General features: G+C 63.5%; 24 protein-coding genes. 5 read left to right on the top strand and 19 right to left on the bottom strand.

The window, feature by feature from the left end; all coding sequences use genetic code 11:
- The first annotated feature begins 108 nt into the window (after positions 1-108).
- Positions 109-597 carry a GlcG/HbpS family heme-binding protein gene (locus KHO49_RS02075; protein WP_102882706.1) on the top strand — a complete coding sequence of 163 codons (489 nt, stop codon included), beginning with the start codon at positions 109-111 and terminating at the stop codon, positions 595-597.
- Between the two features lie 98 nt (positions 598-695).
- Entirely contained in the window at positions 696-1,106 is a 411-nt protein-coding gene (gene uraH, locus KHO49_RS02070; RefSeq protein ID WP_102862589.1) for a hydroxyisourate hydrolase, read from the top strand.
- A gap of 147 nt (positions 1,107-1,253) precedes the next feature.
- Here the strand turns inward: uraH and KHO49_RS02065 are convergent, their stop codons facing one another.
- Positions 1,254-1,940 carry a Crp/Fnr family transcriptional regulator gene (locus KHO49_RS02065; RefSeq protein WP_110651228.1) on the bottom strand — a complete coding sequence of 229 codons (687 nt, stop codon included), beginning with the start codon at positions 1,938-1,940 and terminating at the stop codon, positions 1,254-1,256.
- Positions 1,941-2,042: 102 nt separating this feature from the next.
- On the opposite strand from KHO49_RS02065, the gene KHO49_RS02060 reads away from it, so the two are divergent.
- Positions 2,043-2,567, top strand: coding sequence for an Mpo1 family 2-hydroxy fatty acid dioxygenase (locus KHO49_RS02060; protein ID WP_102882704.1), 525 nt, complete (start codon positions 2,043-2,045; stop codon positions 2,565-2,567).
- A 44-nt stretch (positions 2,568-2,611) separates the two neighbouring features.
- On the opposite strand, the gene KHO49_RS02055 is transcribed toward KHO49_RS02060, so the two are convergent.
- From KHO49_RS02055 to dibA, 9 genes are all read right to left on the bottom strand, one after another.
- Positions 2,612-4,849 carry a GMC family oxidoreductase gene (locus KHO49_RS02055; RefSeq protein ID WP_213664534.1) on the bottom strand — a complete coding sequence of 746 codons (2,238 nt, stop codon included), beginning with the start codon at positions 4,847-4,849 and terminating at the stop codon, positions 2,612-2,614.
- Complete coding sequence (locus tag KHO49_RS02050; protein ID WP_102882702.1) at positions 4,846-5,358, bottom strand: sorbitol dehydrogenase; 513 nt, start codon at positions 5,356-5,358, stop codon at positions 4,846-4,848. Before KHO49_RS02050 ends, KHO49_RS02055 begins: the two co-directional genes overlap by 4 nt.
- A complete protein-coding gene (locus KHO49_RS02045; RefSeq protein WP_249735457.1) occupies positions 5,355-6,731 on the bottom strand; it encodes a cytochrome C in 1,377 nt (458 codons plus the stop codon). Before KHO49_RS02045 ends, KHO49_RS02050 begins: the two co-directional genes overlap by 4 nt.
- Positions 6,732-7,026: 295 nt before the next feature.
- Positions 7,027-8,016 carry a sulfate/molybdate ABC transporter ATP-binding protein gene (locus KHO49_RS02040; RefSeq protein ID WP_102882700.1) on the bottom strand — a complete coding sequence of 330 codons (990 nt, stop codon included), beginning with the start codon at positions 8,014-8,016 and terminating at the stop codon, positions 7,027-7,029.
- 3 nt (positions 8,017-8,019) lie between these two features.
- Positions 8,020-8,889, bottom strand: coding sequence for a sulfate ABC transporter permease subunit CysW (gene cysW, locus KHO49_RS02035; RefSeq protein ID WP_016968484.1), 870 nt, complete (start codon positions 8,887-8,889; stop codon positions 8,020-8,022).
- Positions 8,890-8,902: 13 nt separating this feature from the next.
- On the bottom strand, positions 8,903-9,721 hold the full coding sequence (gene cysT, locus KHO49_RS02030) for a sulfate ABC transporter permease subunit CysT (protein ID WP_102862585.1): 819 nt from the start codon (positions 9,719-9,721) through the stop codon (positions 8,903-8,905).
- A gap of 149 nt (positions 9,722-9,870) precedes the next feature.
- The gene (locus KHO49_RS02025) at positions 9,871-10,881 is read right to left on the bottom strand and encodes a sulfate ABC transporter substrate-binding protein (RefSeq protein WP_102882699.1); all 1,011 of its coding nucleotides are present in this window, start codon (positions 10,879-10,881) and stop codon (positions 9,871-9,873) included.
- 172 nt (positions 10,882-11,053) lie between these two features.
- On the bottom strand, positions 11,054-11,236 hold the full coding sequence (gene oscA / locus KHO49_RS02020; RefSeq protein ID WP_022643503.1) for a sulfur starvation response protein OscA: 183 nt from the start codon (positions 11,234-11,236) through the stop codon (positions 11,054-11,056).
- 506 nt (positions 11,237-11,742) lie between these two features.
- Positions 11,743-13,662 carry a phosphodiesterase DibA gene (gene dibA / locus KHO49_RS02015; RefSeq protein ID WP_102862583.1) on the bottom strand — a complete coding sequence of 640 codons (1,920 nt, stop codon included), beginning with the start codon at positions 13,660-13,662 and terminating at the stop codon, positions 11,743-11,745.
- 146 nt (positions 13,663-13,808) lie between these two features.
- On the opposite strand from dibA, the gene desA reads away from it, so the two are divergent.
- Both desA and KHO49_RS02005 read left to right on the top strand, forming a co-directional pair.
- On the top strand, positions 13,809-14,993 hold the full coding sequence (gene desA / locus KHO49_RS02010) for a delta-9 fatty acid desaturase DesA (RefSeq protein WP_102862582.1): 1,185 nt from the start codon (positions 13,809-13,811) through the stop codon (positions 14,991-14,993).
- A gap of 187 nt (positions 14,994-15,180) precedes the next feature.
- The gene (locus tag KHO49_RS02005) at positions 15,181-16,173 is read left to right on the top strand and encodes a GGDEF domain-containing protein (RefSeq protein WP_102882698.1); all 993 of its coding nucleotides are present in this window, start codon (positions 15,181-15,183) and stop codon (positions 16,171-16,173) included.
- A 105-nt stretch (positions 16,174-16,278) separates the two neighbouring features.
- On the opposite strand, the gene KHO49_RS02000 is transcribed toward KHO49_RS02005, so the two are convergent.
- The 9 genes from KHO49_RS02000 to KHO49_RS01960 form a co-directional block, all read right to left on the bottom strand.
- Positions 16,279-17,493, bottom strand: a complete 1,215-nt coding sequence (locus tag KHO49_RS02000) for a response regulator (RefSeq protein ID WP_110595271.1) — start codon at positions 17,491-17,493, stop codon at positions 16,279-16,281.
- Between the two features lie 142 nt (positions 17,494-17,635).
- Positions 17,636-18,913, bottom strand: coding sequence for a 4-aminobutyrate--2-oxoglutarate transaminase (gene gabT / locus KHO49_RS01995; protein WP_102862579.1), 1,278 nt, complete (start codon positions 18,911-18,913; stop codon positions 17,636-17,638).
- A 177-nt stretch (positions 18,914-19,090) separates the two neighbouring features.
- Positions 19,091-20,533, bottom strand: coding sequence for an NADP-dependent succinate-semialdehyde dehydrogenase (gene gabD, locus KHO49_RS01990; RefSeq protein WP_102882696.1), 1,443 nt, complete (start codon positions 20,531-20,533; stop codon positions 19,091-19,093).
- A 378-nt stretch (positions 20,534-20,911) separates the two neighbouring features.
- On the bottom strand, positions 20,912-21,226 hold the full coding sequence (locus KHO49_RS01985; protein WP_102862578.1) for a RebB family R body protein: 315 nt from the start codon (positions 21,224-21,226) through the stop codon (positions 20,912-20,914).
- Between the two features lie 55 nt (positions 21,227-21,281).
- Positions 21,282-21,596, bottom strand: coding sequence for a RebB family R body protein (locus KHO49_RS01980; protein ID WP_011058563.1), 315 nt, complete (start codon positions 21,594-21,596; stop codon positions 21,282-21,284).
- 112 nt (positions 21,597-21,708) lie between these two features.
- Positions 21,709-22,236, bottom strand: a complete 528-nt coding sequence (locus tag KHO49_RS01975) for a hypothetical protein (RefSeq protein ID WP_249735456.1) — start codon at positions 22,234-22,236, stop codon at positions 21,709-21,711.
- Between the two features lie 170 nt (positions 22,237-22,406).
- Positions 22,407-23,069, bottom strand: a complete 663-nt coding sequence (locus tag KHO49_RS01970) for a hypothetical protein (protein WP_102882694.1) — start codon at positions 23,067-23,069, stop codon at positions 22,407-22,409.
- A 24-nt stretch (positions 23,070-23,093) separates the two neighbouring features.
- Complete coding sequence (locus tag KHO49_RS01965) at positions 23,094-23,321, bottom strand: RebB family R body protein (protein ID WP_011058560.1); 228 nt, start codon at positions 23,319-23,321, stop codon at positions 23,094-23,096.
- Positions 23,322-23,440: 119 nt separating this feature from the next.
- Complete coding sequence (locus KHO49_RS01960; RefSeq protein WP_181430787.1) at positions 23,441-23,983, bottom strand: RNA polymerase sigma factor; 543 nt, start codon at positions 23,981-23,983, stop codon at positions 23,441-23,443.
- Positions 23,984-24,145: the final 162 nt, after the last annotated feature.

Here is a 24,145-nt window from a genome sequence, read left to right as displayed (position 1 = left end):
GCTAGGCGCCCCGCGCGCGATTGCCCATTACAAACTTGTAATCCAACTGACGAGGTTCTGACGAGCACCGCTGGGTAAGGTGGCGACCTGTCTTTCAGGAGCCTTCCCATGATCTGCAAAACCCTCGTTCTAAGCGTTGGTCTGGGCCTTGCCGGCACTGCCCTGGCGGCCCCGGAACTTCCGCGTCACGCAGAGCTGGACCTGGCCACCGCCCGTCAGTTGGCGGACGCCAGCCTGGCCCAGTGCACCGCTGTGGTGTCGGTGCTGGACCGTGGCGGCAACCTTTTGGTGACCCTGCGCGCTGATGGCGTCGGCCCGCACAACACCGTCGCCAGCCAGCGCAAGGCGTATACCGCGCTGTCCACCAAGACCCCTACCCGGCTGTTCGCCGAGCGGGCGCGCAACAACCCCGAGGCGGCCAACCTCAATACCTTGCCGGAGCTGCTGTTGCTCGGCGGCGGCATTCCCTTGTTTGCCGGCAACCAGCTGGTGGGCGCGATGGGCATTGCCGGTGCGGGCGGCGCGGCGCAGGACGAAGCGTGCGCGTTACAGGCGGCACAGCGGGTGGGGTTGGCGGCCGAGGCCGGACGTCAGTGAACTGGAGTGCCGCGCCCGCGTTGCGCTAATGCGCAGCCTCGCGGGCTCGGCAGCGGCTACAGAGTCTGTTGTTTGTTCAATCGAGAAAGGAGTGGGACATGAATATTTTGCGTAATAGCCTGGCGGCCATCGGCCTCTGCGGTCTGTCGAGCCTGGCCCTGGCGGCGGGCAATCCCTTGAGCGTGCACGTGCTGAACCTGGAGAACGGCCTGCCCTCGCCGGGGGTCAAGGTGACCCTGGAGCAGCATGTGGGCCAGGACTGGAAAGCCCTGTCCAGCGGCGTGACCAACGAGCAGGGGCGGATCAGCGAGCTGTTTCCCGCTGGTCAGGCGCTGACGGCGGGTGAATACCGGGTGGTGTTCAAGACCGGCGAATACTTCAAGCAGGCCAAGCGCGACACCTTCTTTCCGGAGATTCCGGTGATCTTCGAGGTCAAGCAGACCGAGCAGCACTACCACATTCCGTTGTTGCTCAGCCCTTATGGCTTCTCGACTTATCGCGGTTCGTAGGAGCTGGCTGCTGACGAGGGCGGTCTTGCGGGCCTCTTCGCTGGCAAGCCAGCTCCTACGGTCGGCAGAGAGGTCGCGCGGGATTTTGTAGGAGCCGGCTTGCCGGCGAAGGCGGTCTTGCGGGCTCCTTCGCTGGCAAGCCAGCGCCTACAGGCCTGCGAGGGCGCGCAGGCGCTCGGTGTCGAGGATTTCGATCTCGCCGTAGCTCAGGCGCAGGATGCCCTGGTGCTGCAGGTCCTTGAGGATCTGGTTGGTGGTCTGGCGCGACAGCGAGAGCATCAGCGCCAGTTGCTCCTGGGGCAGTTGCAGCAGGCTGCGACTTTGGCTGACTTCGCCGTAGCCGCCGGCCATCGCCAGTAGGCGACTGGCCACACGAGCCGGCGCCGGCATCAGGCTCAGTTGTTCCAGATTGATGAAGGCCAGGCGCAGTTTGTGGCTCATCAACAGCGCGAACTGGCGCCAGTACTGCGGCTGTTGCTCCAGCAGTTGCAGCAGATTCGCCTGCGGCACCTGAAGCAGGGTGCAGGCACCCTCGGCGTAGGCATCGTGGGTACGCGGCTGGCCGTCGAACAGGCAGATCTCGCCAAACCAGTGCGGCGCTTGCATCAGGCTGAGCAAGGCTTCCTTGCCCTGCTCGCTGACGGCTCCCACCCGCACCGTCCCTTCCAGCACCGCGTACAAGCCGCAGGGCGGATCGCCACGCAGGAACAGGCATTGCCCCGGCGCCAAGCGGCGCAGGCGGGCACCGCCGAGCAAACTATTCTGTAAGGAATCCGGCAGGTGGCTGAACCACTGGCCGGTCATCAGGCAGTCACGCCACTGCTGCATGTCCATGAACAGGTTTTTTCCTCAAGGCATCGGCGTGATTGTCGCCTAGCTGACAGTGCCGTGATCGGCGGCCGGGCATGATCGGGCCACCCTAACGGAGGAACAACAATGAAAAGCCTCGTTGATCATCTGAGTCAATACGCCGCCTACCACCGCGACCCGCGCAATATCGCCAGCCACTTTATCGGCATTCCCATGATCGTTCTGGCGGTGGCGGTGCTGCTGTCCCGTCCCGCCTGGCCGCTGGCGGGCATCGTGCTGTCGCCGGCCGTGCTGCTGGCCCTGGCCTCAGCGGTGTTCTACCTGCGCCTGGAGTTGCGCCTGGGCGTGTTGATGAGTGTGCTGATGGGGCTGTCGGTCTGGGCCGGGCAAGCGCTGGCAGCGCAAAGCACCGGGCTGTGGCTGAGCAGTGGCCTGGGCCTGTTCGTGATCGGTTGGGTGATCCAGTTCATCGGCCATTACTACGAAGGCCGCAAGCCGGCCTTTGTCGATGATCTGTCGGGCTTGATCGTCGGCCCGCTGTTCGTGGTGGCCGAACTGGCGTTCCTGCTGGGGCTGCGCCATGACTTGAAACAGGCCATCGAACAGCGTTCGGGGCCCGTGGCCCTGCGCCAGAAAAAAGCCATGATCTGAAGTCCCTGGCCGGGCGTGCCGCCTGCACGCCCGGCCAGGATGGGTCACAAGCCGCCAAACTCCACTCGCACCGTCAGTGCGCCCTGGTTGTCCTTCAGGCCGACACCGTAACGCCCGTCCAGGTCGTCATTGATGCACAGCTGCAACTCTCCTTGCTGGCCCGCCGGGATCTGCGCCAGATCGCCGATCAGAAAGGGCGTGCCAGCGCTCCCGACGCGGCCGATCAGCGCGCCCTCGCTGGCCCCCGGCAAGGTATAGCCGGACTTGGCGATGTAGACCGGATTGCCCCGGCCGTCCACCATGCCCCCCGCCGGACTGGCAGACCAGCGCCCGCTGACGTAGCGCACCAATTGCGCACTGATCCCATTGAGTTGCACCCCGGTGCCTTGCCAGGGCTGATTGGCCTGGACCGTCACGGTGCTGGCCTTGAGCTCATTGGCGAGCACATCGGCGGCCTGGAACGACAACGCGGCAATGGTCAGGCTCGGATTGGACGTGCCGCTGCTGGGAAACACCCCGTCTCCCACCAGGAACAGATTGCGGTGATCCCAACTGCGCTGATGCTTGTCCACCACCGAGTCCCTGGGGTTGTCCCCCATGCGGTAAGTCCCCATCAGGTGCCCGGCGCCCTGGAAGCTGTAGGGCTCGCCGTCGTAGACGAAGAACCCGGGGTTGGTCTTGGGGTCCGGCTTGAGGTCCGTGAGTTCGGTGGCCCCCAGCAGCTCGGTGATGATGTAGGTGGCGGCCTGCCGGGCCTGTTTGAAGCCCTCCTTGGTGTAGTCCGACAGGTTGTAGTGAATCTCCGGACGGGGGATGCCCAGGCGGTCCTTGTACTCGGTAGAGGGGACTATGTAGCAGTCGGCGTGATCCGGATCCTTCTCCACCTGTTCCACCAGGAAGGCAATTCGGAACTGGCGGATCAGGCGGTCGTTGAGGGCACGGATCAGGTCCGCTCCAAACAACGCCTGGGGATCATGCTTGTCTCCGGGCAACGGGTTGGTGTGGCTGTTGTTCTGGCCGTCGATCAGGTCGCACACCGTGGTGTAGGGATCGCCGATCGGCCAGTTCAGGCCCTCATTGCCGATCTCGATGCGCCAGGCCGCCCGGTGGCTGCGAAAGGCCCCATCGCGCAGGCTCTCGATGCCCGCCGTGGACACCGGCCCACGATAAGGGAACACCGTCTGCCCCGGCGGCATCAGCCCCCAGGCCAGGTAGATCGGGTGGTCCGACAGGCTGCGCCCGACCTGGAGACTGCTGTTGGCCACGCCATTGGGTGCCTCGGGACAGGCTGAGTTGAGCAACAGCTTGGGGGTCTCGATGGCGTGGGCGGCGATCACATAGTGCTGCCCCAGGGCCACGCCATTGGCGGTGGGCGGGCCGTCCCCCAACTGGTACTGGATGAACTCGATGCCGCTGATGCTGGACTTGCCATCGACCCGGACCTTGCTCGCCACGCTCTTGTACAGCACCCGGACATTGCCGGTCTCCAGCGCCTTGTTCAGAGTCACCGTGGCGTCGTACTTGGCCTGGATCGGGCAGATCGGCGTGCAGTTGGTATTGCCCGCACAGACCCGGCGCCCGGCATAAGGCTCGGAGTTGCGCCCGGCCGGCGTCGGACTCACGAACAGTGGCATGCCGGCAAACGAATGGCCCTTGAGCGCCTTGATGAAACGCTCGTCCACCAGGGACAGCGGAATGCTGTGCATGGGGAATTGATAATCCTCGGGAAAGGTCATGCCCAGGTAGTCCTGGTCACCCACATCCGCCGCCACGCCGATCTCCGCCTCGGCGCGGCAGTAGGCGCTTTGCAGATCCTGGTAGCCGATGGGCCAGTCGACCCCGACGCCGTACAGCGACTTGAGGTGAAAGTCATTGGGCAGCATGCGCAGGCAGGTGGCGACCCAGTGCCAGGTGGTGCCGCCGCCCACCCGCTCATAGGTGCTGGTGAAGGCCAGCGGGCCTTTCTGCACCAGGTAGCTGGTCTGCGGGTTCTGCCAGCCGTTGATCAGGTCGGCAATGGTTGGGCGCGGCGCGTTCTGCTGGTCCGGCTGCAGTTCCGGATAAAGCTGCGGCTGCAGGTTGCTGGCCGGAGGATAGGGCGACTCCGGAGTCTTCAGGGTGGCGTTGTAGAAGCGCTCCATGTATTGCGTGCGATTGGCCGGAATGCTCGGCCCGGACTCCAGCACCAGCACCTTGACCCCGGCCAGACCCAGTTGATAGGCGATGATGCTGCCTGCCAGGCCGGCGCCGACTATCACCACATCCGCTTGTTCTGTGCTCATGACGAAGCTCCTTGCTGCCCCTTGGCGGGCACACCGGTAAAGGCCTCCAGGCTCGGCGGCGTCTCGTTCCAGTAGCCGAAATGAAACTGGCTGTAGCCCATGGGATGAGCCTGGGCGGCCTTCCAGGCCCAGCTTTGCTGGTACGCCAGGTCGGACACGACCCACTGCTGCCCGGCCTTGAAGCTGCTGGCGTCATAAGGCTGGTACCAGACCCCCAGCAGCCACATTTTCATGATCGAACGACAGGCCTTGGCCGCAGGTGTGGCCGCCGGCTTGCCGTTGCTCATCAGCAGCGCCCGGGCGATCTGTTCCGGGCTCTGCTGGTCAGCCACCAGGCTGGCGTACTGGCTCAGCAGGTCATTGAGTTGGGCCTCGGTCAGCTTCGGGCGGATATAGGCCAGAAACTGGCTGGGCAGGTCGATGGGGTCGATCGACGGCGCCAGCAAGGCCTTGCCGATCCCCAGCAACGCCGAGGACAGGCCGACAAAGTTCTCACGCTCGGTGCTCATGGTTTGCTCCCTGCGGCGCCAGTGGATTGGGCACGCTCCAACAGATAGGTGAAGTCGGCGAAGGTGGTGCGGGGGTTCTGGGTGACCCGGGTGGTCGCGTTGTTGTGGCAATCCATGCAACTGGAGGACGCCTGGGGCACCGTGCCCTGGATATAGGTTTCCAGGGTGGCGTTGGCGAGGAAGGTCGGGGCCGGGCTGCCCAAGGGATTGGTCGGCGACGGCGTCTCGCAGTCAGGGGCCGGATCGGCGGGCCATTGGGTGTCGATCATCTGGTAGTTGGCCCAGACACTCTGCGGGTTAGCCGTGCGCAACAGCGCCTGGTAGGTGCTGTTCAGCGCCTTGGCGGCCTCGGTCAGCGGAACATCGCGGACGATCTGCGATGGCGTGGCCTTGACCGCCGGGTTCCAGGGCCGGGGCGGCGGCTCGTTGACCTTGGCCGGGCTGGCGGCGTTGTAGAACAGGTACGGGCCTTTGCGCTGCTCCGGCGGGGTGGTTTTTTCCGGCACATTGTCCACGTGTTCGAAGGTCGACCAGACCCACTGCGGGGCCAGCGCGGTCTTGTGCACGATGTGCAGGCCCACCAGGCCCACCGCCTCGGCCTTGCACGACTCCTCCACGATGGGCCCGCGGGTCGGATCGCTGTTGCCGGGGGTATAGACCAGGGCGTCCACCGTATGGAAGCGGCTGCGCTGGTCGTTGCCGTCCAGCACCTTCCACGAGGCCTTGACCATGATTGCGCCGTGCTTCTGGTGGGGATTGGAGCTGCAACTGAAGGCCACGCGGTTGTTCGGGCTGGCGGCGAAATACGCCTGCTGGCCCTGGACGCTGTACAAGCCCTTGTCGACGATATCGTTGAACATCGGCCGGTTGACCACGATTTCGTTGCGGGTGTAGGTGCCGCTCTGGTCCACCAGCGGGCCGCTCTGGAACGGCTGGATAAACTCGTCGAGGACACCCGCGACCTTGCCCATCTGTTGCAGCAGGCGCCCGGATTTGAGCCCCTCACAGGGTTTGGGAAGAATCGCCGGAGCCTCCCAGGCCAAAGGCTTCTCACCCTTGGCCCGGAAGATCTGATAGCTCTCTTTCCAGCCTTCCCAGACGGTGGGACCGTCCTCCTTGCCGATGGGCCCAACGCCGGGACTGCCGTCGGCCTGGGCTGGCCAGTTGAGGGCGATGAAGGTCTGCCAGGACAGCACGTCAAAATCGCGCTGCAGGCTTTCCAGGGTCGGTTCCGGGGGGGCGGTCACTGCAACGTCGTAGGGTATGCGCGAGGACAGGTCTGGGGGCGCGAGCGCCAGGGCCAGAGGGCTGAGCAGTGCACCGCAGAGTGCACAACCGAACCTCGGACCGGGCCGATGGACTTCCTTTTTCATGCTTGTCTCCTTGGCATCAGGCTGGCCAGGAGACAGAACGCTGGTCCTTCAAGGACTCTTCAATTGCGCCCTCCTGGCACAGTTTCCAGCGTAGATAAGGAAACTTGCGCCCAGGGCACGGGCCATAGATCGAATCGAGCTAGCAGCAATAGCGAACGCCATCACCCACCGTCGATACGCGACATCCTCTGCGTAGGAGCCGGCTTGCCGGCGAAGGGCCTTCGAGCCAGGTGCAAACCTGGAGGACGCTTTCGCTGGCAAGCCAGCTCCTACAGCGGGCGTGATGTCGGTGGGGTCAGAGGCTGGAGTGTTTCTGCCAGACCTTGGGCTTGAAGAACAGCGTCTCGCCACGGGCCAGGCCGATCAGGCTGTCGTGGTCTTTCACGACTTCGGCTTCGATCAGTTCGCTCTGGCCTTCGACCTTGAGGGTGACCCGGGTGGTGGCGCCCAGGGGACGGATGTCACGCACTTCGGCGGCGTGATGGTCTTCCAGTTCCGAACGCGACAGCGACACTTCGTGGGGACGGAACAGCACATGGTTGTCCTCCCCCAGGTGCAGGCGGTTGGAGTCACCCAGGAAGTGGTAGACGAAGTCGCTGGCCGGGTTCTCGTAGACGTCCCCCGGGGAGCCGATCTGTTCGATCACGCCCTTGTTCATCACCACGATGCGGTCCGCTACTTCCATGGCTTCTTCCTGGTCGTGGGTAACGAACACCGAAGTCAGGTTGATGTCTTCGTGCAGCCGCGCCAGCCAGCGTCGCAGCTCCTTGCGCACCTTGGCATCGAGGGCGCCGAAGGGTTCGTCCAGCAGCAGCACCTTGGGCTCCACCGCCAGGGCGCGGGCCAGGGCGATACGCTGGCGCTGGCCGCCGGACAGTTGCTCCGGGTAACGGTCGGCGAGCCAGTCCAGTTGCACCATGTTCAGCAGCTCATGGACCTTCTCGGCAATCTTGCTCTCGCTGGGGCGCTGGTTCTTGGGCTTCATGCGCAGGCCGAAGGCGACGTTGTCGAACACGCTCATGTGGCGGAACAGGGCGTAGTGCTGGAACACGAAACCGACGTTGCGATCGCGCACGTCGTGGCCGGAAACGTCCTCGCCGTGGAACACGATGCTGCCGTCATCCGGCGTTTCCAGGCCGGCGATGATGCGCAGCAGGGTGGTCTTGCCGCAGCCGGACGGGCCCAGCAGAGCCACCAGCTCGCCGCTGTGGATATCCAGGTTGATGCTGTTCAGGGCCTTGAAGGCGTTGAAGTTCTTGCTGACGTTACGGACTTCGATCGACATGACTTATTCCTCCGCGGCGCTGGCGCGCAGGCGGTTGATTCGGGATTCGCTCCACTGCTTGAGCAGCAGGATGAACAACGCAAGGATCAGCAGCAGGCTGGCGACGGCAAAGGCGGCCACGTGGTTGTACTCGTTGTAGAGGATTTCCACGTGCAGCGGCAGGGTGTTGGTGACCCCGCGAATGTGCCCGGACACCACCGACACCGCGCCGAATTCGCCCATGGCCCGGGCGGTACAGAGCACCACGCCGTAGATCAGGCCCCATTTGATATTGGGCACGGTGACGTGCCAGAACATCTGCCAGCCATTGGCCCCCAGCAACCTGGCGGCTTCCTCTTCCTGGGTGCCCTGCTCCTGCATCAGCGGGATCAGTTCCCGGGCGACGAAGGGCACGGTGACGAAGATGGTGGCCAGGACGATGCCGGGCAAGGCGAAGACGATCTGGATGTCGTGATCCGAAAGCCACGGGCCGAACAGGCCCTGGGCGCCGAACATCAGCACATAGACCAGGCCGGCGATCACCGGCGACACCGAGAACGGCAGGTCGATCAGGGTCACCAGGATGCTCTTGCCACGGAACGAGTACTTGCTCACGCACCAGGCGGCGCTGACCCCGAACACCAGGTTCAGGGGCACCGAGATCAGCACCGCGATCACCGTGAGTTTCAGCGCCGACAAGGCATCGGGCTCGAAGATCGCTTCAAAGAACGCACCGATGCCCAGCTTCAGGCCCTGGGACACCACGATGAACAACGGCAGCAGCAAAAACAGGGCAAAGATCAGCCAGCCGAGGCCAATCAGCACCCGCCGCGAGGTGGCGCTGCCACGGCGGGCGGCGTTGGCCGACGAGGCGGCGATAGACGATTGAGACATGAGTCGCGCCTCCTTATGGACGTTCGATGCGCCGCTGCAGCAGGTTGATCAGCAGCAACAGGATGAAGGAAACCACCAGCATCAGCACGCCGATGGAAGTGGCGCCGGTGTAATCGTACTGGTCGAGCTTGACCATGATCAGCAGGGGCAGGATTTCGGTCTTCATCGGCATGTTGCCGGCGATGAAGATCACCGAGCCGTACTCGCCAACGCCCCGGGCGAAGGCCAGGGCAAAGCCGGTGAGCCAGGCCGGCAGCAAGGCCGGCACCAGGATATGGCGGAACACCTGCCAGGGTTTGGCGCCCAGGCAGGCGGCGGCCTCTTCCACTTCACGGGGAATGTCCGCCAGCACCGGCTGCACCGTGCGCACCACAAATGGCAGGGTGACGAAGGTCAGCGCCAGGGTGATGCCCAGGGGCGTGTAGGCAATCTTGAAGCCCAGGTCGGTGGCGAACTGTCCCACCAGGCCGGTGGGTGCGTAGAGCGCGGTCAGGGCAATGCCGGCCACGGCAGTGGGCAGGGCAAACGGCAGGTCGATCATGGCATCGATGACCTTGCGCCCGGGGAAGCTGTAGCGCACCAGGACCCAGGCCAGCAGGGTGCCGATGACGCCGTTGATCATGGCCGCATACAGCGCGGTACCGAAGCTCAGCTTGAGCGCGGCGAGCACCCTTGGCGCCGAAATAATCGCCCAGAACTGTTCCCAGGTGAGTTGCGCGGCATGCACGAACATCGCCGCCAGGGGGATGAGCACAATCAGGCTGAGGTACACCAAGGTGTAGCCCAGCGTCAGCCCGAAGCCGGGTATGACGGGGGAGATACGACGCGACATAAAAGTCCTTGGTTAACGGAACGGATACGCAAAGCCCGCAACTGAATGCGGGCTCTACCTGGTAGGAGCCGGCTTGCCGGCGAAGGGGCCTGCAGCCTGGTGTGGCCCTTGAGGGCGCCTTCGCTGGCAAGCCAGCTCCTACAACAGGTTTACTGGGCCGTGTAGATCTGGTCGAACACACCACCGTCGTTGAAGAATTTCGGTTGGGCAGTCTTCCAGCCGCCGAAGTCCTTGTCGATAGTCACCAGGTCCAGTTTGGGGAACTGCTGGGCATATTTGGCGGCGACATCCTTGTCCCGCGGGCGGTAGAAGTTCTTCGCGGCAATTTCCTGGCCGGCCGGGCTGTACAGGTGCTTGAGGTAGGCCTCGGCGATCTCGGTGTTGCCTTTCTTCTCGGCGTTCTTGTCCACCACCGCCACGGGTGGCTCGGCGAGGATCGACAGCGAAGGCACGACGATGTCGAACTTGTCGGCGCCGCCGTCTTCCTTGAGGGCCAGGAAGGCTTCGTTTTCCCAGGCCAGCAACACGTCGCCCTGACCGTTGTTGACGAAGGTGATGGTCGAGCCGCGAGCGCCGGTGTCCAGCACAGGCACGTGCTTGAACAGCTCTTTGACGTATTCCTGAGCCTTGGCTTCGCTGCCCCCGGTTTTCAGGCCATAGGCCCAGGCGGCAAGGAAGTTCCAGCGCGCACCGCCGGAGGTTTTCGGGTTCGGGGTGATCACCGAGACGTCTTTCTTGATCAGGTCGCCCCAGTCCTTGATGCCTTTGGGGTTGCCCTTGCGCACCAGGAACACGATGGTCGAGGTGTAGGGGGTGCTGGCGTCGGGCAGGCGTTTCTGCCAGTCCGCCGGCAGGGTCTTGCCGAGCTTGGCGATTTCGTCGATGTCACCGGCCAGGGCCAGGGTCACCACGTCGGCGCGCAGGCCGTCGATCACCGCCCGGCCCTGTTTGCCGGAACCACCGTGGGATTGCTGGATCTTCACGTTGTCGCCGGGATGCGATTGCTTCCAGAAGTTTGTGAACTCGGCGTTGTAGTCCTGGTACAGCTCGCGGGTCGGGTCGTAGGACACGTTGAGCAGCTCGTAATCCTTGGCAACGGCGGAACCGGCAAAAACGGCGCTGGCGAGGGCGGCCAGGGCATAACGGCGAATCGACGACATGATGGAGCTCCCGAAATTTTTTAAAGTGCTGGCATTTTTCTTATGGCGAATCAGGCCCGCATTCGTGGGCGAATGCTGGGGTTCAGACTGGGGGTCATGGATGACGCCCTCCGGTTATCCAGTCGGGCCTCTCGATCACGAGAGGGTGATGCGGTCTTCGACTGCGCTGCAGTCAGCTGGGTTTGTTGCCGGGCTGTTGCAGGCGGAATTTTTCCTTGCGTTCGATCTGCACGACCTGGGCGTTGTGCACGGTGATTTCCACCGCGCCAAAGCGCAGGTCGCGCAGGGCGCTTTGAATTTCCCGCAAGATGGTTGCTTCGTCCTGACCGTCAACGCTACGTAGAGATGCGCTCATGGTGCTGCTCCTGAGTGAAAGGTGCCTGGCAGTGGCGGCACTGCTTGCGGCGTGGGAGCAATAGTAGATAGGCGCGGATATTCTTAAAAATACTGTTTAAGAATGTTTATATAACCAGAAAAACTATTCGACCTGACAGCAGCTTAGCCCCCTGTAGCCGCTGCCGAGCCCGCGAGGCTGCGACAAGGCCATCAGGCCTTCAGCGGTCTACAACATTTGCGCCCGCGTTGCGGTCGTTCGCAGCTTCGCAGGCTCAGCAGCGGCTACAAGGGTTGGTGGAAGGCCGTTTTGTCGGGGCGCCCGGCCGGGCAGAACCTGGGAATTCCCCTGGCCATGGCGCATTCGATCCTGTAGCCGCTGCCGAGCTTTCGCGAGGCTGCGACAAGGCCCGCAGGGCCTTGCCTGGCGATCTATAGACGAACCCTTGGCGTCCTGACATCGCCGCGACCGCTGCGTCGGAGTGCCGCCCAGCTCGTTCGCAGCCTGCGGCAGCGGCTACAGGAGTATCAGCGGATGGCGGGGGCATTGCTCCAGTCGAGCTGCTCCGCCGGCACCGGCCGGCCGAACCAGTAGCCCTGGCCCAGGTCACAGTCGTGTTCGAGCAGGAACCGCGCCTGCTCCGCTTGCTCGATACCCTCGGCGTGAACCTGCATGCCCATGCTCTGGGCCAGGGCGATGATCACCCGAGAGATCGCCGCATCGTCTTCATCGAACGGCAGGCCGGCGACAAAACCCTGGTCGATCTTGAGCTTCTGTACCGGCAGGCGCTTGAGGCGCAGCAAGGACGAGTAGCCGGTACCGAAGTCATCGATGGCCAGGCGAATGCCCAGTTCACGCAGACGGTGCATCTGCTCCAGCGCCACCTCGGGATCGTCCATGACCGCGCTTTCGGTGACTTCCAGTTCCAGGTAGGCCGGGTCCAGGCCGGTGTCGTGCAGCACCTGGGCCACCTGCTGATAGAGCTCGCTGCGCGCAAACAGACGGGTCGATACGTTCACCGCGACAAACGACAGCACCACACCTTCAGCCTGCCACTGGCACATCTGCCGGCAGGCCTGCTGCATGACCCAGGCGTCGATCTCGGCAATCATCCCGGTGCGTTCGGCAATCGGAATGAACTCCGCCGGGGACACCAGGCCGCGTTGCGGATGCTCCCAGCGCACCAGGGCCTCGACGCCGATCAGGCGACTGTTCTTGAGATCGTGCACCGGCTGGTAGTAGACCCGCAGCTCCTGCTGCTCCAGGGCCCGGCGCAGTTCGAAGGCAATCTCCACCCGTTGCTGGGCATGGGCGGTGAGTTCCTCGGTGTACAGGGCATAGCCGTTGCGCCCGGCGCTCTTGGCCTTGAACAGCGCCGCATCGGCGTTGCGCAGCAGCTGACTGGCGCTCAGGGCGTCACTGGGGAACAGACTGATGCCGATGCTGGCGTTGATCACCACCTGCTGCTCACCCAGCTGGAAGGGCTCCTTGAGGCCGTCGATGATGCGCTGCGCCAGGGCGGCGGCCTGCACCAGTTGCGGGCAGCTTTCGGCCAGCACTGCGAACTCGTCGCCTCCCAGACGCGCCAGGGTCATGCCCGGGCCGAACATGCCTCCCAGGCGCTCGCCCACGGCCTTGAGCAACTGGTCGCCGACGTTGTGACCGAGGCTGTCGTTGATCATCTTGAAATGATCCAGGTCGATCATCAGCATGGCGCAGCCGCGCTTGTGGATCTGCGCCGAGGCCAGGGCCTGTTCGGCACGATCGGTGAACAGCAGGCGGTTGGGCAGGTCGGTCAAGGGGTCGTGGTGGGCCAGGTGGGCCAGTTCGTGCTCGGAATCCTTGATTGCACTGATGTCGGAGAACACCGCGACATAGTGGGTGAGCTCGCCCTGCTCATCGCGGATCGCGCGGATGCTCTGCCATTGCGGGTAGATCTCGCCGCTCTTGCGTCGATTCCAGATTTCGCCGCTCCATTCGCCGGTTTTCTGCAGCGAGTCGAACATCGCCTTGTAGAAGTCCGGCGAGTGGTGGCCGGACTTGAACAGGCTCGGCTGGCGACCCAGCACCTCTTCACGCTGGTAGCCGGTGATCTCGATGAAGGCGCGATTGACGTGGACGATCTGGCCCTGGGTATCGCTGACCAGCACGCCCTCGCGGGTGCAGTCGAACACTGCCGCCGCCTGGCGCAGGCGCTCGCGATCCTTCTGCTGATGGCGCAACCAGCGGTCGGCGCCCATGACTCGCAACAGGCGGGCCCGGGCAAAGAAGATCAGCACCGCGCTGACCAGTGCCCAGGCGTAGCCACTGACCTCGTGCCAGTAGGCCTGATCGGCAAATTCATCGAAGAAACTGCTCAGTAAATAACCACTGAACTGCAACCAGATCAGGGACAGCAGCAGATAGAGCAGCGCGGCACGCAAGCCATTGCGATAAGAAACCGACATAAGTCCGTCTATTTCCACACGAAAAGTTCGGGATTATAGAGGAAGAAACATGCCGCCACTCTTATCTGAAAGGGCGACTGGTTTTCTCAGCGGGCTTAGTGATAATGCCTGGGCTGTTTTTTTCTTTATCGAGGGCCTTATCGCCTATGTGGTACGAAGGTTTACTTGGCTTGTCCGCCTGGCAACTGGTGGCAGTCACTCTGTTGATGACCCACGTGACCATCGTTGCGGTCACGATCTATCTGCATCGCTATTCCGCGCACCGTTCCCTGGAACTCAACGCCGGCCTGAAACACTTCTTCCGCTTCTGGCTGTGGCTGACCACGGCGCAGAACACCCGCGAGTGGACCGCCATCCACCGCAAGCACCACGCCAAGTGCGAGACCGTCGACGACCCTCACAGCCCGGTGATCAAGGGCCTGTCCACGGTGCTGCGCAAGGGCGCCGAGCTGTATCGCGAAGAGGCCAAGAACCCGGAAACCCTGCGCATCTACGGCAAGAACTGCCCGGAGGACTGGATCGAGCGCAACCTCTACAGCCGCTACAAGCTGGGCGGTATCGCGCTGATGGCGGTCATCGACCTGCTGCTGTTCGGCACCATCGGCATCACCATCTGGGCGATCCAGATGATGTGGATTCCATTCTGGGCCGCCGGCGTGATCAACGGCCTGGGCCACGCCGTCGGCTACCGCAACTTCGAATGCCGCGACGCCGCCACCAACCTGGTGCCCTGGGGCATCATCGTCGGCGGTGAAGAGCTGCACAACAACCACCACACCTACCCCAACTCGGCCAAGCTCTCGGTGAAGAAGTGGGAGTTCGACATGGGCTGGGCCTGGATCAAGGTCTTCAGCTTCCTGCGCCTGGCCAAGGTCCAGCGCGTAGCGCCCATCGCCCACCGGGTCGAAGGCAAGGGCCACCTGGACATGGACACTGCCATGGCCATCCTCAACAACCGGTTCCAGATCATGGCCCAGTACCGCAAGCTGGTGATCGGCCCGCTGGTGAAGCAGGAGCTGGCCAAGGTCGATCACTCGGTGCGCCACCAGTTCCACCGCGCCAAGCGCCTGCTGTCCCGGGAAACCAGCCTGCTGGAAGACCGCCACCACCTGCGCATCCAGACCATGCTGGAACACAGCCAGGCGTTGAAGGTGATCTACGAAAAGCGCCTGGCCCTGCAGCAGATCTGGGTCAAGACCAGCGCCAACGGCCACGACATGCTGGCGGCGATCAAGGACTGGGTGCACGAGGCCGAGGCCAGCGGTATCCAGTCCCTGCGGGACTTCGCCAATCAGCTGAAAACCTACTCCCTACGTCCTACCGCAGCCTGAGCCAAAGCCCCTCGCCACAAGCCGGCGAGGGGCGACTGCGACCGTCCGGCGGGCGCGCCAGGTATCGCCGCAATGGCTGGGAACTTAGCGTCCGATCCTCTATCTCACTGAACACTTCGCCACCCAGGCGGGCTTGGTTGTGGCTGCTGTCGAACTTGGCGCGGCACGCCCTTTGAGATCTGTGCCGATGGTCAATAAGAATTCACACACTCCATCTTCGCTTCCCCAGTGGCCCGAAGCCGCGCAAACCCTGATGGCCCTGATGCATGCACAGGGCGAAGTCGCCCGCCTGACCGAGCGCGAGCAGCTGTTCAGCGCCCTGCTGGTCAGCGTCAATGCAGTGCTCTGGGCCTTCGATTGGGACAACCGCCAGGTGCTGTACGTCAGCCCGGCCTATGAACGGATCTTCGGTCGCCCGGCAGGCCTGCTGCTGGCGGACTTCAACCAGTGGCGCGACAGCATCTACCCCGACGACCTGGAATACGCCGAGCGCAGCCTGGCCCAGGTCCTGGACAGGGGCGCGGTGGAAGATCGCGAGTACCGCATCATCGATGCCCAGGGGCAGGTGCGCTGGCTCAGCGACAAATGCTTCATCAACCGCAACACCGAACCCGGGCAGCGGCTGATCGTGGTGGGCATTGCCGAAGACATCACCGAAAAGAAGCAGCTGGAAGCCGAGCTGCAACGCCTGGCCACCACCGACGTGCTGACCCAAAGCAGCAACCGCCGACACTTCTTCGAATGTGCCCATCGCGAGTTCGAACAGGCACGCCGGCAAGGTTTACCCCTGGTCTTTCTGTTGCTGGACATCGATGACTTCAAGGTGATCAACGACACCTACGGCCATCCCGAAGGCGACATCGTTCTGCAGCGCATTGCCGAGAGCGGACGGGCTGCACTGCGTCGGGGAGACCTGTTCGGGCGCATCGGCGGTGAAGAGTTCGCGGCGGTGTTTCCCGGCTGCAGCGCGGACATGGCCCATCAGGTTGCCGAACGCCTGCAGCGCGAGATTCAGCGGCAGACCTTCAGTTGCCAGGGCCAGACCTTCAACATCACCATCAGCCAGGGCCTGAGCAGCCGACGCCGCGAAGATGAAAGCCTCGACAGCCTGTTCGCCCGGGCCGATGCGGCGATGTACCAAGCCAAGCGCCAGGGCAAGAACCGCATCGTCAGCGGATAACCACGCGCGCCCCATCCGTGGGAGCTGGCTTGCCAGCGAACAGGCCCTAAAGGCCCACAGCGCGGTGGCGAATGTCTTCGCCGGCGAGCCGGCGGCTAAAGAGGATCAGCCCTTGCGCAGGCGGGAAAGCTCCGGCAAGCCGACTTTCAGCAGGCGCGCCGTCTTGCTGCGGGCCACCTCCTCCACCCCTTCATGTTCGGTCAGCCGCGCCAGTTGCGCCGCCAGGTTCATCACCAGGGCTTCGCGGGAATAGACCCCTCCGCCCAACTGGTAGATCGAGGCGATCAGTTCACGCAGCTCCAGGGGCATGCGCCAGCGAGTGCGCAGCGCCGAACCATAGGCGGCACCGAAACGCTCCAGGGCATCACCGATTTCTTCCTGCTCATCCAGTTCGCCACCGGCCTGCTTCCACTCTTGCAGACAACGCAGCAATGCCAGGTCGCCCAACCGGTGCAGCAGGCCCGCGCAATAGCAACGCTCCTGATCCAGGTCCAGCAGGCGGGCCAGGGTCCGACCATATTCCGCCGTGTGCAACGACAGCTCCCAGTAGCGCTCGGCATAGTCAGCCAGGGCCGGATCGCTCAGGCGCGCGCTGCGCTTGAGGGCCAGGCCCAGAATCAGGTTCATGCTCTGCCCGGTACCCAGCCGGTGCAGGGCCTGGGACAGGGTCTGTACGCCTTCTCCGTTATGTTGCGCGGCACTGTTGGCGGCGCAGATCAGCACGGCAGTGATCTGGGGATCGGTGCGGATCTCCTCCTCCAGCAGCTTGAGGTCCAGCCCGTCGGGGTTGAGGCTGCGCTTGACCGCCAATTGCACATCGGTCAGCAGCGGTGCGCCATCGGCGATCTCGCGACGGCGTTCAAGAAAGGTCCACAGGGTCATGCCCGGGGCCAGGGTCGGCACCTCGCAGGCAACCTCCTGGCCAGCATCCAGCAGCAGCCCCTGCAGGCGCTGGGTCAGGCTTTCCATGTTCAAGGGTTTGGTCAGGTAGGCCGTGGGTGCCAGAGGCAAGGCCTCGCGCACGCTGGCACTGTCGCTGCGCACGCTGAGCAGAATGAAAGGCTGCAACGGGTTGCGCTTGCGCTGGCGCACGGAGCGCAGCAAGGCGAGACCGTCGATGCCCGGCAACTCCCAGTCGGCAATGATCAGGTCATAAGGTTTGGCGCTCAACAGTTCCAGGGCTTCCTGACCGTCGGCACACAGATCCAGACGCGCGTCACAGCGCACGTTGAGCAGCACTTGCTTGAGCAAATCACGAGACCAGGGATCGGCCTCGGCAATCAGCACACGAGGTACAGCGGGTAAATCAACAGCGGTCATGCAGCACGCTCCCTAGGCAATCCTTTGCACCTTAGTCAATGCACGGGCTTCCATACAGCGCAAATCCCCTATGGACCGCCTGGGGATGAAAAAAACCCGCCGAAGCGGGTTTTTTTGTCGATCAGGTCACAGCAGCAACCACTCAGAGTTCAGCGAAACACTCTTCGATGATGGCCAGGCCTTTATCCAGTTGCTCGTCCGGCGAGGTCAGCGGAACCAGAACCCGCAACACGTTGCCGTAGGTGCCGCAGGACAGCAGGATCAGCCCCTTGTCGCGAGCCTTGGCCACGACCTGAGCCACAGCAGCGGCGTTCGGCTTGTGGCTGTCGCCGTTCTCGAACAGTTCCACTGCGATCATCGCGCCCAGGGCGCGCACTTCGCCGATCACCGGGTACTTGGCCTGGATGGCCTTGAGGCCGGTCACCAGACGCTCGCCCACCGCCTTGCAGCGATCCAGCAGGTGCTCTTCTTCGAACACTTCCATCACCGCCAGAGCGGCGGCACAGGCGATCGGGCTACCGGCGTAGGTGCCGCCCAGGCCGCCTGGAGCGATGGCGTCCATGTATTCGGCCTTGCCGCAGACACCGGCCAGCGGGAAGCCGCCAGCGATGGATTTGGCGAAGGTGGTCAGGTCGGCGGCAACGCCCATCTGTTCCATGGCGAAGAAGGTGCCGGTACGGCCAGCGCCGGTCTGCACTTCGTCGGCGATCAGCAGGATGCCGTGCTGGTCGCACAGGGCGCGCAGGCGCTTCATGAACTCTTTAGGCGCAACGTAGAAACCGCCTTCGCCCTGCACCGGTTCGATGATGATGGCAGCGATATCACGTGGCTCAGCGTCGTTCTTGAAGATGCGCTCGATGCTGGCGATGGAGTCGTCGATGCTCACCCCGTGCAGTTCGTTGGGGTACAGCGCGCGGAAGATACCGCCTGGCATCAGGCCCATGCCGGCCGAGTAAGGCACGACTTTACCGGTCAGGCCCAGGGTCATCATGGTGCGGCCATGGTAGGCGCCAGTGAAGGCGATCACGCCGGCACGGCCAGTGGCGGCACGGGCGATCTTCACGGCGTTTTCCACGGCTTCGGAACCGGTGGTCACCAGCAGGGTTTTCTTGGCGAAGTCACCCGGAACCTTGGCGTTGATTTTCTCGCACAGTTCCACGTAAGGCTCGTAGGCCAGGACCTGGAAGCACGTGTGGGTCAGCTTGTTCAGTTGCTCGGTCACTGCGGCGATGATTTTCGGGTGCACGTGACCGGTGTTCAGTACCGCGATACCGCCGGCGAAGTCGATGAACTCGCGGCCTTCAACGTCGGTGACGGTGGCGTTCTTCGCGCTGTCGGCGAAGATCGGGTGAATCTGGCCAACACCGCGTGGTACAGCGGCTTCACGGCGTTTCATCAAGGATGCGTTGGTCTTGCTCATAGTGTCCTCATTCACCGCTGCTACAGCGGTGTGATTCAAGGGTTGCGGGGCGGGGAAGCGCCTGCGACAGCATGCGATGATCGACTGCCGGAGCGGTCCCGGGCCACCTTGAAAACGTGCGTTTTTAAAGCGGCGCCAGGGGTCAGCGCTCTCGTGCCCCCGGCGCTTGAAACCGGATCAGATACCCAGGCAGAGGTATTTGATTTCCAGGTAATCCTCGATTCCGTACTTGGAGCCTTCACGGCCCAGGCCCGAAGCCTTGATGCCGCCGAACGGCGCCACTTCGTTGGAGATCAGGCCGGTGTTGACCCCGACCATGCCGTATTCCAGGGCCTCGGCGACACGGAACACACGCCCCAGGTCGCGGGCATAGAAGTACGACGCCAGGCCGAACTCGGTGTCGTTGGACATGGCGATGACTTCGGCTTCGTCTTTGAAGCGGAACAGCGGCGCCAGCGGGCCGAAGGTTTCTTCCTTGGCCACGGCCGCGTCTTTCGGCACGTTGACCAGGATGGTCGGCTCGAAGAAGTTGCCTTCCATGGACTTGCCACCGGCCAGCAGGGTCGCGCCTTTTTTCAGGGCGTCGGCGATGTGTTCCTGGACCTTGGCCACGGCTTTTTCGTCGATCAGCGGGCCGGTGGTGGTGCCTTCTTCCAGACCGTTGCCGATCTTCAGCTTGGCCACCGCGACTTTCAGCTTCTCGGCGAAGGCGTCGTACACCGAATCCTGGATGTACAGGCGGTTGGCGCAGACGCAGGTCTGACCGTTGTTGCGGTATTTGGAGATGATCGCGCCTTCGACGGCCTTATCCAGGTCGGCGTCGTCGAACACGATGAACGGCGCGTTGCCGCCCAGTTCCAGGGACACTTTCTTGATGTCCTTGGCGCATTCGGCCATCAGCTGGCGACCGATTTCGGTGGAGCCGGTGAACGACAGCTTGCGCACGATCGGGTTGCTGGTCAGCTCGCCGCCGATGTCGCCGGCACTGCCGGTGACCACGCTCAGCACGCCTTTGGGAATGCCGGCGCGGTGCGCCAGTTCCACCAGGGCCAGGGCCGAGAACGGGGTTTGCGAAGCAGGCTTGATGACCATGGTGCAACCGGCGGCCAGGGCTGGGCCGGCTTTACGGGTGATCATCGCGGCCGGGAAGTTCCACGGGGTGATGGCGGCGGTCACGCCGATCGGCTGCTTGATCACGATCAGGCGCTTGTCCGGCTGGTGGCCAGGGATCACGTCACCGTAGATGCGCTTGGCTTCTTCGGCGAACCACTCGATGAAGGAGGCGGCGTAAGCGATTTCGCCCTTGGCTTCGGCCAGCGGCTTGCCCTGCTCCAGGGTCATCAGGCGACCCAGGTCGTCCTGGTTTTCGATCAGCAGTTCATACCAGCGGCGCAGCTTGGTGGCGCGCTCCTTGGCGGTCAGGGCACGCCAGGCTGGCAGCGCCTTGTCGGCGGCTTCGATGGCGCGGCGGGTTTCGGCGGCGCCCATCTTGGGTACGGTACCGAGGATTTCACCGGTAGCGGGGTTGTTGACCTTGATCGTCTGGCCGTTGTCCGCGTCGACCCAAGCTCCATCGATGAAGGCTTGTTGGCGGAACAACTGGGCGTCTTTGAGCTGCATGTCGGCTTCCTTAACAGCACCGCGCATACGCGGGGCGAATTGTGATTGTAAAAAAGGCGCCGTGTCAGGCATGGACCGCGCTGGCGCGTCTGCAAGCCCTGGACAAAGCTGCCGTCAGGAAAATCGTTCACTGGGTAAAAGCACGAAAATGTCGCACACAAGGATAGACGTGCGCTTGGGCACCCAGGCAAGAGCGTTTGAAATCTCAAACGAATCCTAGGGTCAACAGGGGTAAAGGACAATAGGCTGTTCGAAAAAAAGAACGTAAACGTCCTTCAGGTTAAAAATTTCAGATCAACGTCACTCGCCACCGCCGAAAAGACAACGCCCCCGGGGCCTGCAGACCGCGGGGGCGTTGGCGTGACGCCAGGGAAAGGATCAGCTACTGAACGACTTGAGCACCGTCAACAGGCTGGTGAGGTTGTCGGCCACGCCGCCCTGGGCGACTTTCTCGGTGGCTGCCGCTCCGGCGGTGGTGTCGACGCTGTAGATCTGCATCACGCCCTGGTTGGTGGCCGCCTGGGCCAGGGTGTTTTGCTGCTGCTGGGCCGACACCGAGTTCTGGAACAGGATGGCCACGGACTGGCCCATGGACTGGTAGACGGTGCCCATCGCCATGGCCGGTGCTTCGGCAACGACCTTGACGTTGGTCTGGGTCACGGCATCGGTGATTTGCGGACTGACTGTGCTCATAAAAACTCCATTTTTTCAGCAGGAAGGTTCAACGGGGGATCAGCCTTTCAGCCACTCAGCTCTGGAAGGACTTGAGTACTGTCAGCAGGCTGGTGAGGTTGTCGGAGACCCCGCCCTGGGCAACCTTCTCGGTGGCGGCGGCGCCGGCGGTGGTGTCGACGCTGTAGATCTGCATCACGCCCTGGTTGGTCGCGGCCTGGGCCAGGGTATTTTGCTGCTGCTGCGCCGAGACCGAGTTCTGGAACAGGATCGCAGTGGCCTGGGCCATGGATTGGTAGATGGTGCCCATCGCCATGGCCGGCGCTTCGGCGACGACTTTGACGTTGGTCTGGGTGACGGCATCGGTGATTTGTTCGTTTACAAGTGGCATGGCTCAACTTCCTTTGTTAGTACACGGAGCATTCCGTGTCTTTGAGTGAACGTGGCAGCCGTTTTGCTGTGAACCGCCAGGCCTGGGACCGTCGGCTTATTTCAGGGGGGGCTTATTGCCCGGCAGCGGCGAGCACCTGCTTGAGGGTGTCCTCGACCTTCTGCGACAACTCGGCCATGCGCGCCTCGACGGCGACTTTCACCTCCTGCTGCACCAGGGCGCTGATCATCGCCTTGAGGGCTGGATCGTCGGCAGGGGCCAGGGCGGGAGTGGGTGTTGCGGCCGCGGTCTTGTCCGAACTTGGTGCTGCTGCCGGTTCCGATACGGCAGTCGGCGCAGCAGTGGCGGCCGCGGCCTGACTCTCGGCCACCGCCTGCAGTTGACGCAGCACCAGTTCGCGCGCCTGGGGATCGGCCCTATCGACGCCGACACCCGACAACTGCTCGATGATCTTGCGCGTGCGCTGCTCATCGGCCTCTATCAGCTCGACGGCCCGCTGCCGCGCCTGATCAACGCTCTGTTGCGCGGACTTGGACATGTCCAGCGGCTTGTCCTGGACAAACGCCTCCAGTACCTGGCGCTCGACCTGGGTCAATGGACGATTCAGATACTTCTCGGCAAAGAGAAGTATCGTCGCCATCGGGGTTTGCTCTTCATTCGCCATTGCATGCTCCTTGTTGATGAATGGCGTTGAAGGGCTGGGCACCGGGTCCGTCGAACTTCAACGCCTGGGGGTGAACAGAGCGGCCGGCGAACGCCGGCGCCTCTTGCACGACGGCCCCGGGCGCCTTGCGCGCCCGAGGGTCGGACTCAGGAAGACGACGATCGATTGGCCAGAGTGGCGCTGTACTTGGCGATGCTGGCGTCGATCTTGTCGATGGCCATGCCTGCCGCCTCCGCTTCCATCGCACCCGCCGCAGCCGCCACGGCAGCGGCCGCGCCGACCATCAGGTCGGTGGCCAGCACGCCCAGGGCATCCTCGGCGGCGCCCTTGACGTTCTCTTTGACGATGTTCTCGGTCATCTGCTTGAGCAGCACCGCCTGGGCCGCCAGGGCCAGCTTGCTGACCCCGTCGAAATACCCCGCCGCCGACTGCGCCACCAAGCCGGCGGCCTGGCTGATCATCATGTCCGGCGCCGCGGCGATCTGCGCCGGGGCATAGCTGAAAGTCTGGGCATTGGTGAACTGCACCGCCTGGACGATCTGGCTGTTGAGCGCATCAGTGCTGTCGGTGCTGGGGCTGCCGGCCTGCTTGAGCAAATGGGCGTTCATCGTCTCCATCACCGAAGGCCGCGCGGCGGCGGACGGCGGTGATGGCGCAGACTCGGCCGCCGCATCGGTGCCGGTCGACGTGGGCTCGCTGGGCGCCGCCTGAGGCTCGGCCGTTTCCGCACCCGGACTGGGGCCGGCCGCCGCGCTCGCGGTGTCATCGGCCGCGGCCGCGGGTGGGGTTTTCTTCTTGAACCATGCCATGACGATTCTCCCGGGCGATCAGCCCTATTCACCGATCGCCATGATCAACGCCACGGCCTTGGACACCACCGCGTTGGAGATCTGGTTCAGCGCCTGCTGGCTGTTGACCGCGTTCTGCAACGACAGGCCCGCCGAGTGGCTGGCCACCTGATACAACGAGGCGATGGCCTGGGCCGGAGCTTCGGCCACCACCTTGACGTTGGTCTGGGTCACGGCATCGGTGATCTGCGAGTTGACCATTGGATCGGGCATACATCTCTCCTTAGATGGAATGGCCCACCGCAGAAGGCGGCGGCACCGGCTACAGCGTCGAAAACAGGCTCACTGAACAAGAACGTCCCGGCGCGCCCGCTGTGAATCCTGCCACGCCCTCAACGCAGGGCCTCGCGCAACAATTGCACATGCTTGCGCGCCAGGGGCTGGTTCATTCCCAGCTCGGCGGCGATGTTCGGATAGGGCAGATCGTCGACAAACTTCAGTTCAAACAAGCGGCGTTTTTTAAAGGGCAATTGCGCCACCCGCCGACTGAGCAGGGCCAGGGTTTCCAGCAGTTCCACCTGCTCCAGCACCGACATCTGCGGCGCCTCCAACTGCTGCAGCGGGTCGTCCTCGAAATCGGCGAAATCCACGAACAGACGCTGCTCCCGCGCCCGCCGCCGACAGCTGTCGACAAACACATGATCGAGCACCAGGAACAGAAAACCCTGGGGATCGCGAATCCGCTCCGGCGAACGGCGAAAGAACAGCAGCGCCTTGATCGCCGTGGCCGCCAGCCACTCCTGAGCGCCATCGGCGTTACCCCGCGCCAACTGCCGGGCGCGGCGCTGCAACCCGGGCAGCACCGCCTTCCAACTGGCCTCGAACAGATGATCCGCCAACGCTGTCGACAGGCCCTCTTGCATCAAACAGTTCATCTCCCGCACCTCCCTGTGCCCCGTGACTGCACGGATAGGGCTGCAGGTTGCGCTGGGCCGAACGGCCGATGCAGCGGGAAAAACTGCCACTACGGCCCGGGTTTCCGGGGATTGCGCCGGGCGGTGGAAAAGGGATGCAAGCCGGCGTGGACGCTTCGAGTC

Origin of the sequence: Pseudomonas sp. RC4D1 (assembly GCF_018390395.1) — a bacterium.
Classification (GTDB): domain Bacteria; phylum Pseudomonadota; class Gammaproteobacteria; order Pseudomonadales; family Pseudomonadaceae; genus Aquipseudomonas; species Aquipseudomonas danubii.
The sequence above is the reverse complement of the archived record's forward strand: the minus strand, read 5'-3'. Positions and strand labels throughout refer to the sequence as shown.

Coding starts and splice junctions, on each gene's coding strand:
- KHO49_RS02075 (WP_102882706.1), top strand. CDS start 109: ATGATCTGCAAAACCCTCGTTCTAAGCGTTGGTCTGGGCCTTGCCGGC.
- uraH (WP_102862589.1), top strand. CDS start 696: ATGAATATTTTGCGTAATAGCCTGGCGGCCATCGGCCTCTGCGGTCTG.
- KHO49_RS02065 (WP_110651228.1), bottom strand. CDS start 1,940: ATGGACATGCAGCAGTGGCGTGACTGCCTGATGACCGGCCAGTGGTTC.
- KHO49_RS02060 (WP_102882704.1), top strand. CDS start 2,043: ATGAAAAGCCTCGTTGATCATCTGAGTCAATACGCCGCCTACCACCGC.
- KHO49_RS02055 (WP_213664534.1), bottom strand. CDS start 4,849: ATGAGCACAGAACAAGCGGATGTGGTGATAGTCGGCGCCGGCCTGGCA.
- KHO49_RS02050 (WP_102882702.1), bottom strand. CDS start 5,358: ATGAGCACCGAGCGTGAGAACTTTGTCGGCCTGTCCTCGGCGTTGCTG.
- KHO49_RS02045 (WP_249735457.1), bottom strand. CDS start 6,731: ATGAAAAAGGAAGTCCATCGGCCCGGTCCGAGGTTCGGTTGTGCACTC.
- KHO49_RS02040 (WP_102882700.1), bottom strand. CDS start 8,016: ATGTCGATCGAAGTCCGTAACGTCAGCAAGAACTTCAACGCCTTCAAG.
- cysW (WP_016968484.1), bottom strand. CDS start 8,889: ATGTCTCAATCGTCTATCGCCGCCTCGTCGGCCAACGCCGCCCGCCGT.
- cysT (WP_102862585.1), bottom strand. CDS start 9,721: ATGTCGCGTCGTATCTCCCCCGTCATACCCGGCTTCGGGCTGACGCTG.
- KHO49_RS02025 (WP_102882699.1), bottom strand. CDS start 10,881: ATGTCGTCGATTCGCCGTTATGCCCTGGCCGCCCTCGCCAGCGCCGTT.
- oscA (WP_022643503.1), bottom strand. CDS start 11,236: ATGAGCGCATCTCTACGTAGCGTTGACGGTCAGGACGAAGCAACCATC.
- dibA (WP_102862583.1), bottom strand. CDS start 13,662: ATGTCGGTTTCTTATCGCAATGGCTTGCGTGCCGCGCTGCTCTATCTG.
- desA (WP_102862582.1), top strand. CDS start 13,809: ATGTGGTACGAAGGTTTACTTGGCTTGTCCGCCTGGCAACTGGTGGCA.
- KHO49_RS02005 (WP_102882698.1), top strand. CDS start 15,181: ATGGTCAATAAGAATTCACACACTCCATCTTCGCTTCCCCAGTGGCCC.
- KHO49_RS02000 (WP_110595271.1), bottom strand. CDS start 17,493: ATGACCGCTGTTGATTTACCCGCTGTACCTCGTGTGCTGATTGCCGAG.
- gabT (WP_102862579.1), bottom strand. CDS start 18,913: ATGAGCAAGACCAACGCATCCTTGATGAAACGCCGTGAAGCCGCTGTA.
- gabD (WP_102882696.1), bottom strand. CDS start 20,533: ATGCAGCTCAAAGACGCCCAGTTGTTCCGCCAACAAGCCTTCATCGAT.
- KHO49_RS01985 (WP_102862578.1), bottom strand. CDS start 21,226: ATGAGCACAGTCAGTCCGCAAATCACCGATGCCGTGACCCAGACCAAC.
- KHO49_RS01980 (WP_011058563.1), bottom strand. CDS start 21,596: ATGCCACTTGTAAACGAACAAATCACCGATGCCGTCACCCAGACCAAC.
- KHO49_RS01975 (WP_249735456.1), bottom strand. CDS start 22,236: ATGGCGACGATACTTCTCTTTGCCGAGAAGTATCTGAATCGTCCATTG.
- KHO49_RS01970 (WP_102882694.1), bottom strand. CDS start 23,069: ATGGCATGGTTCAAGAAGAAAACCCCACCCGCGGCCGCGGCCGATGAC.
- KHO49_RS01965 (WP_011058560.1), bottom strand. CDS start 23,321: ATGCCCGATCCAATGGTCAACTCGCAGATCACCGATGCCGTGACCCAG.
- KHO49_RS01960 (WP_181430787.1), bottom strand. CDS start 23,983: ATGAACTGTTTGATGCAAGAGGGCCTGTCGACAGCGTTGGCGGATCAT.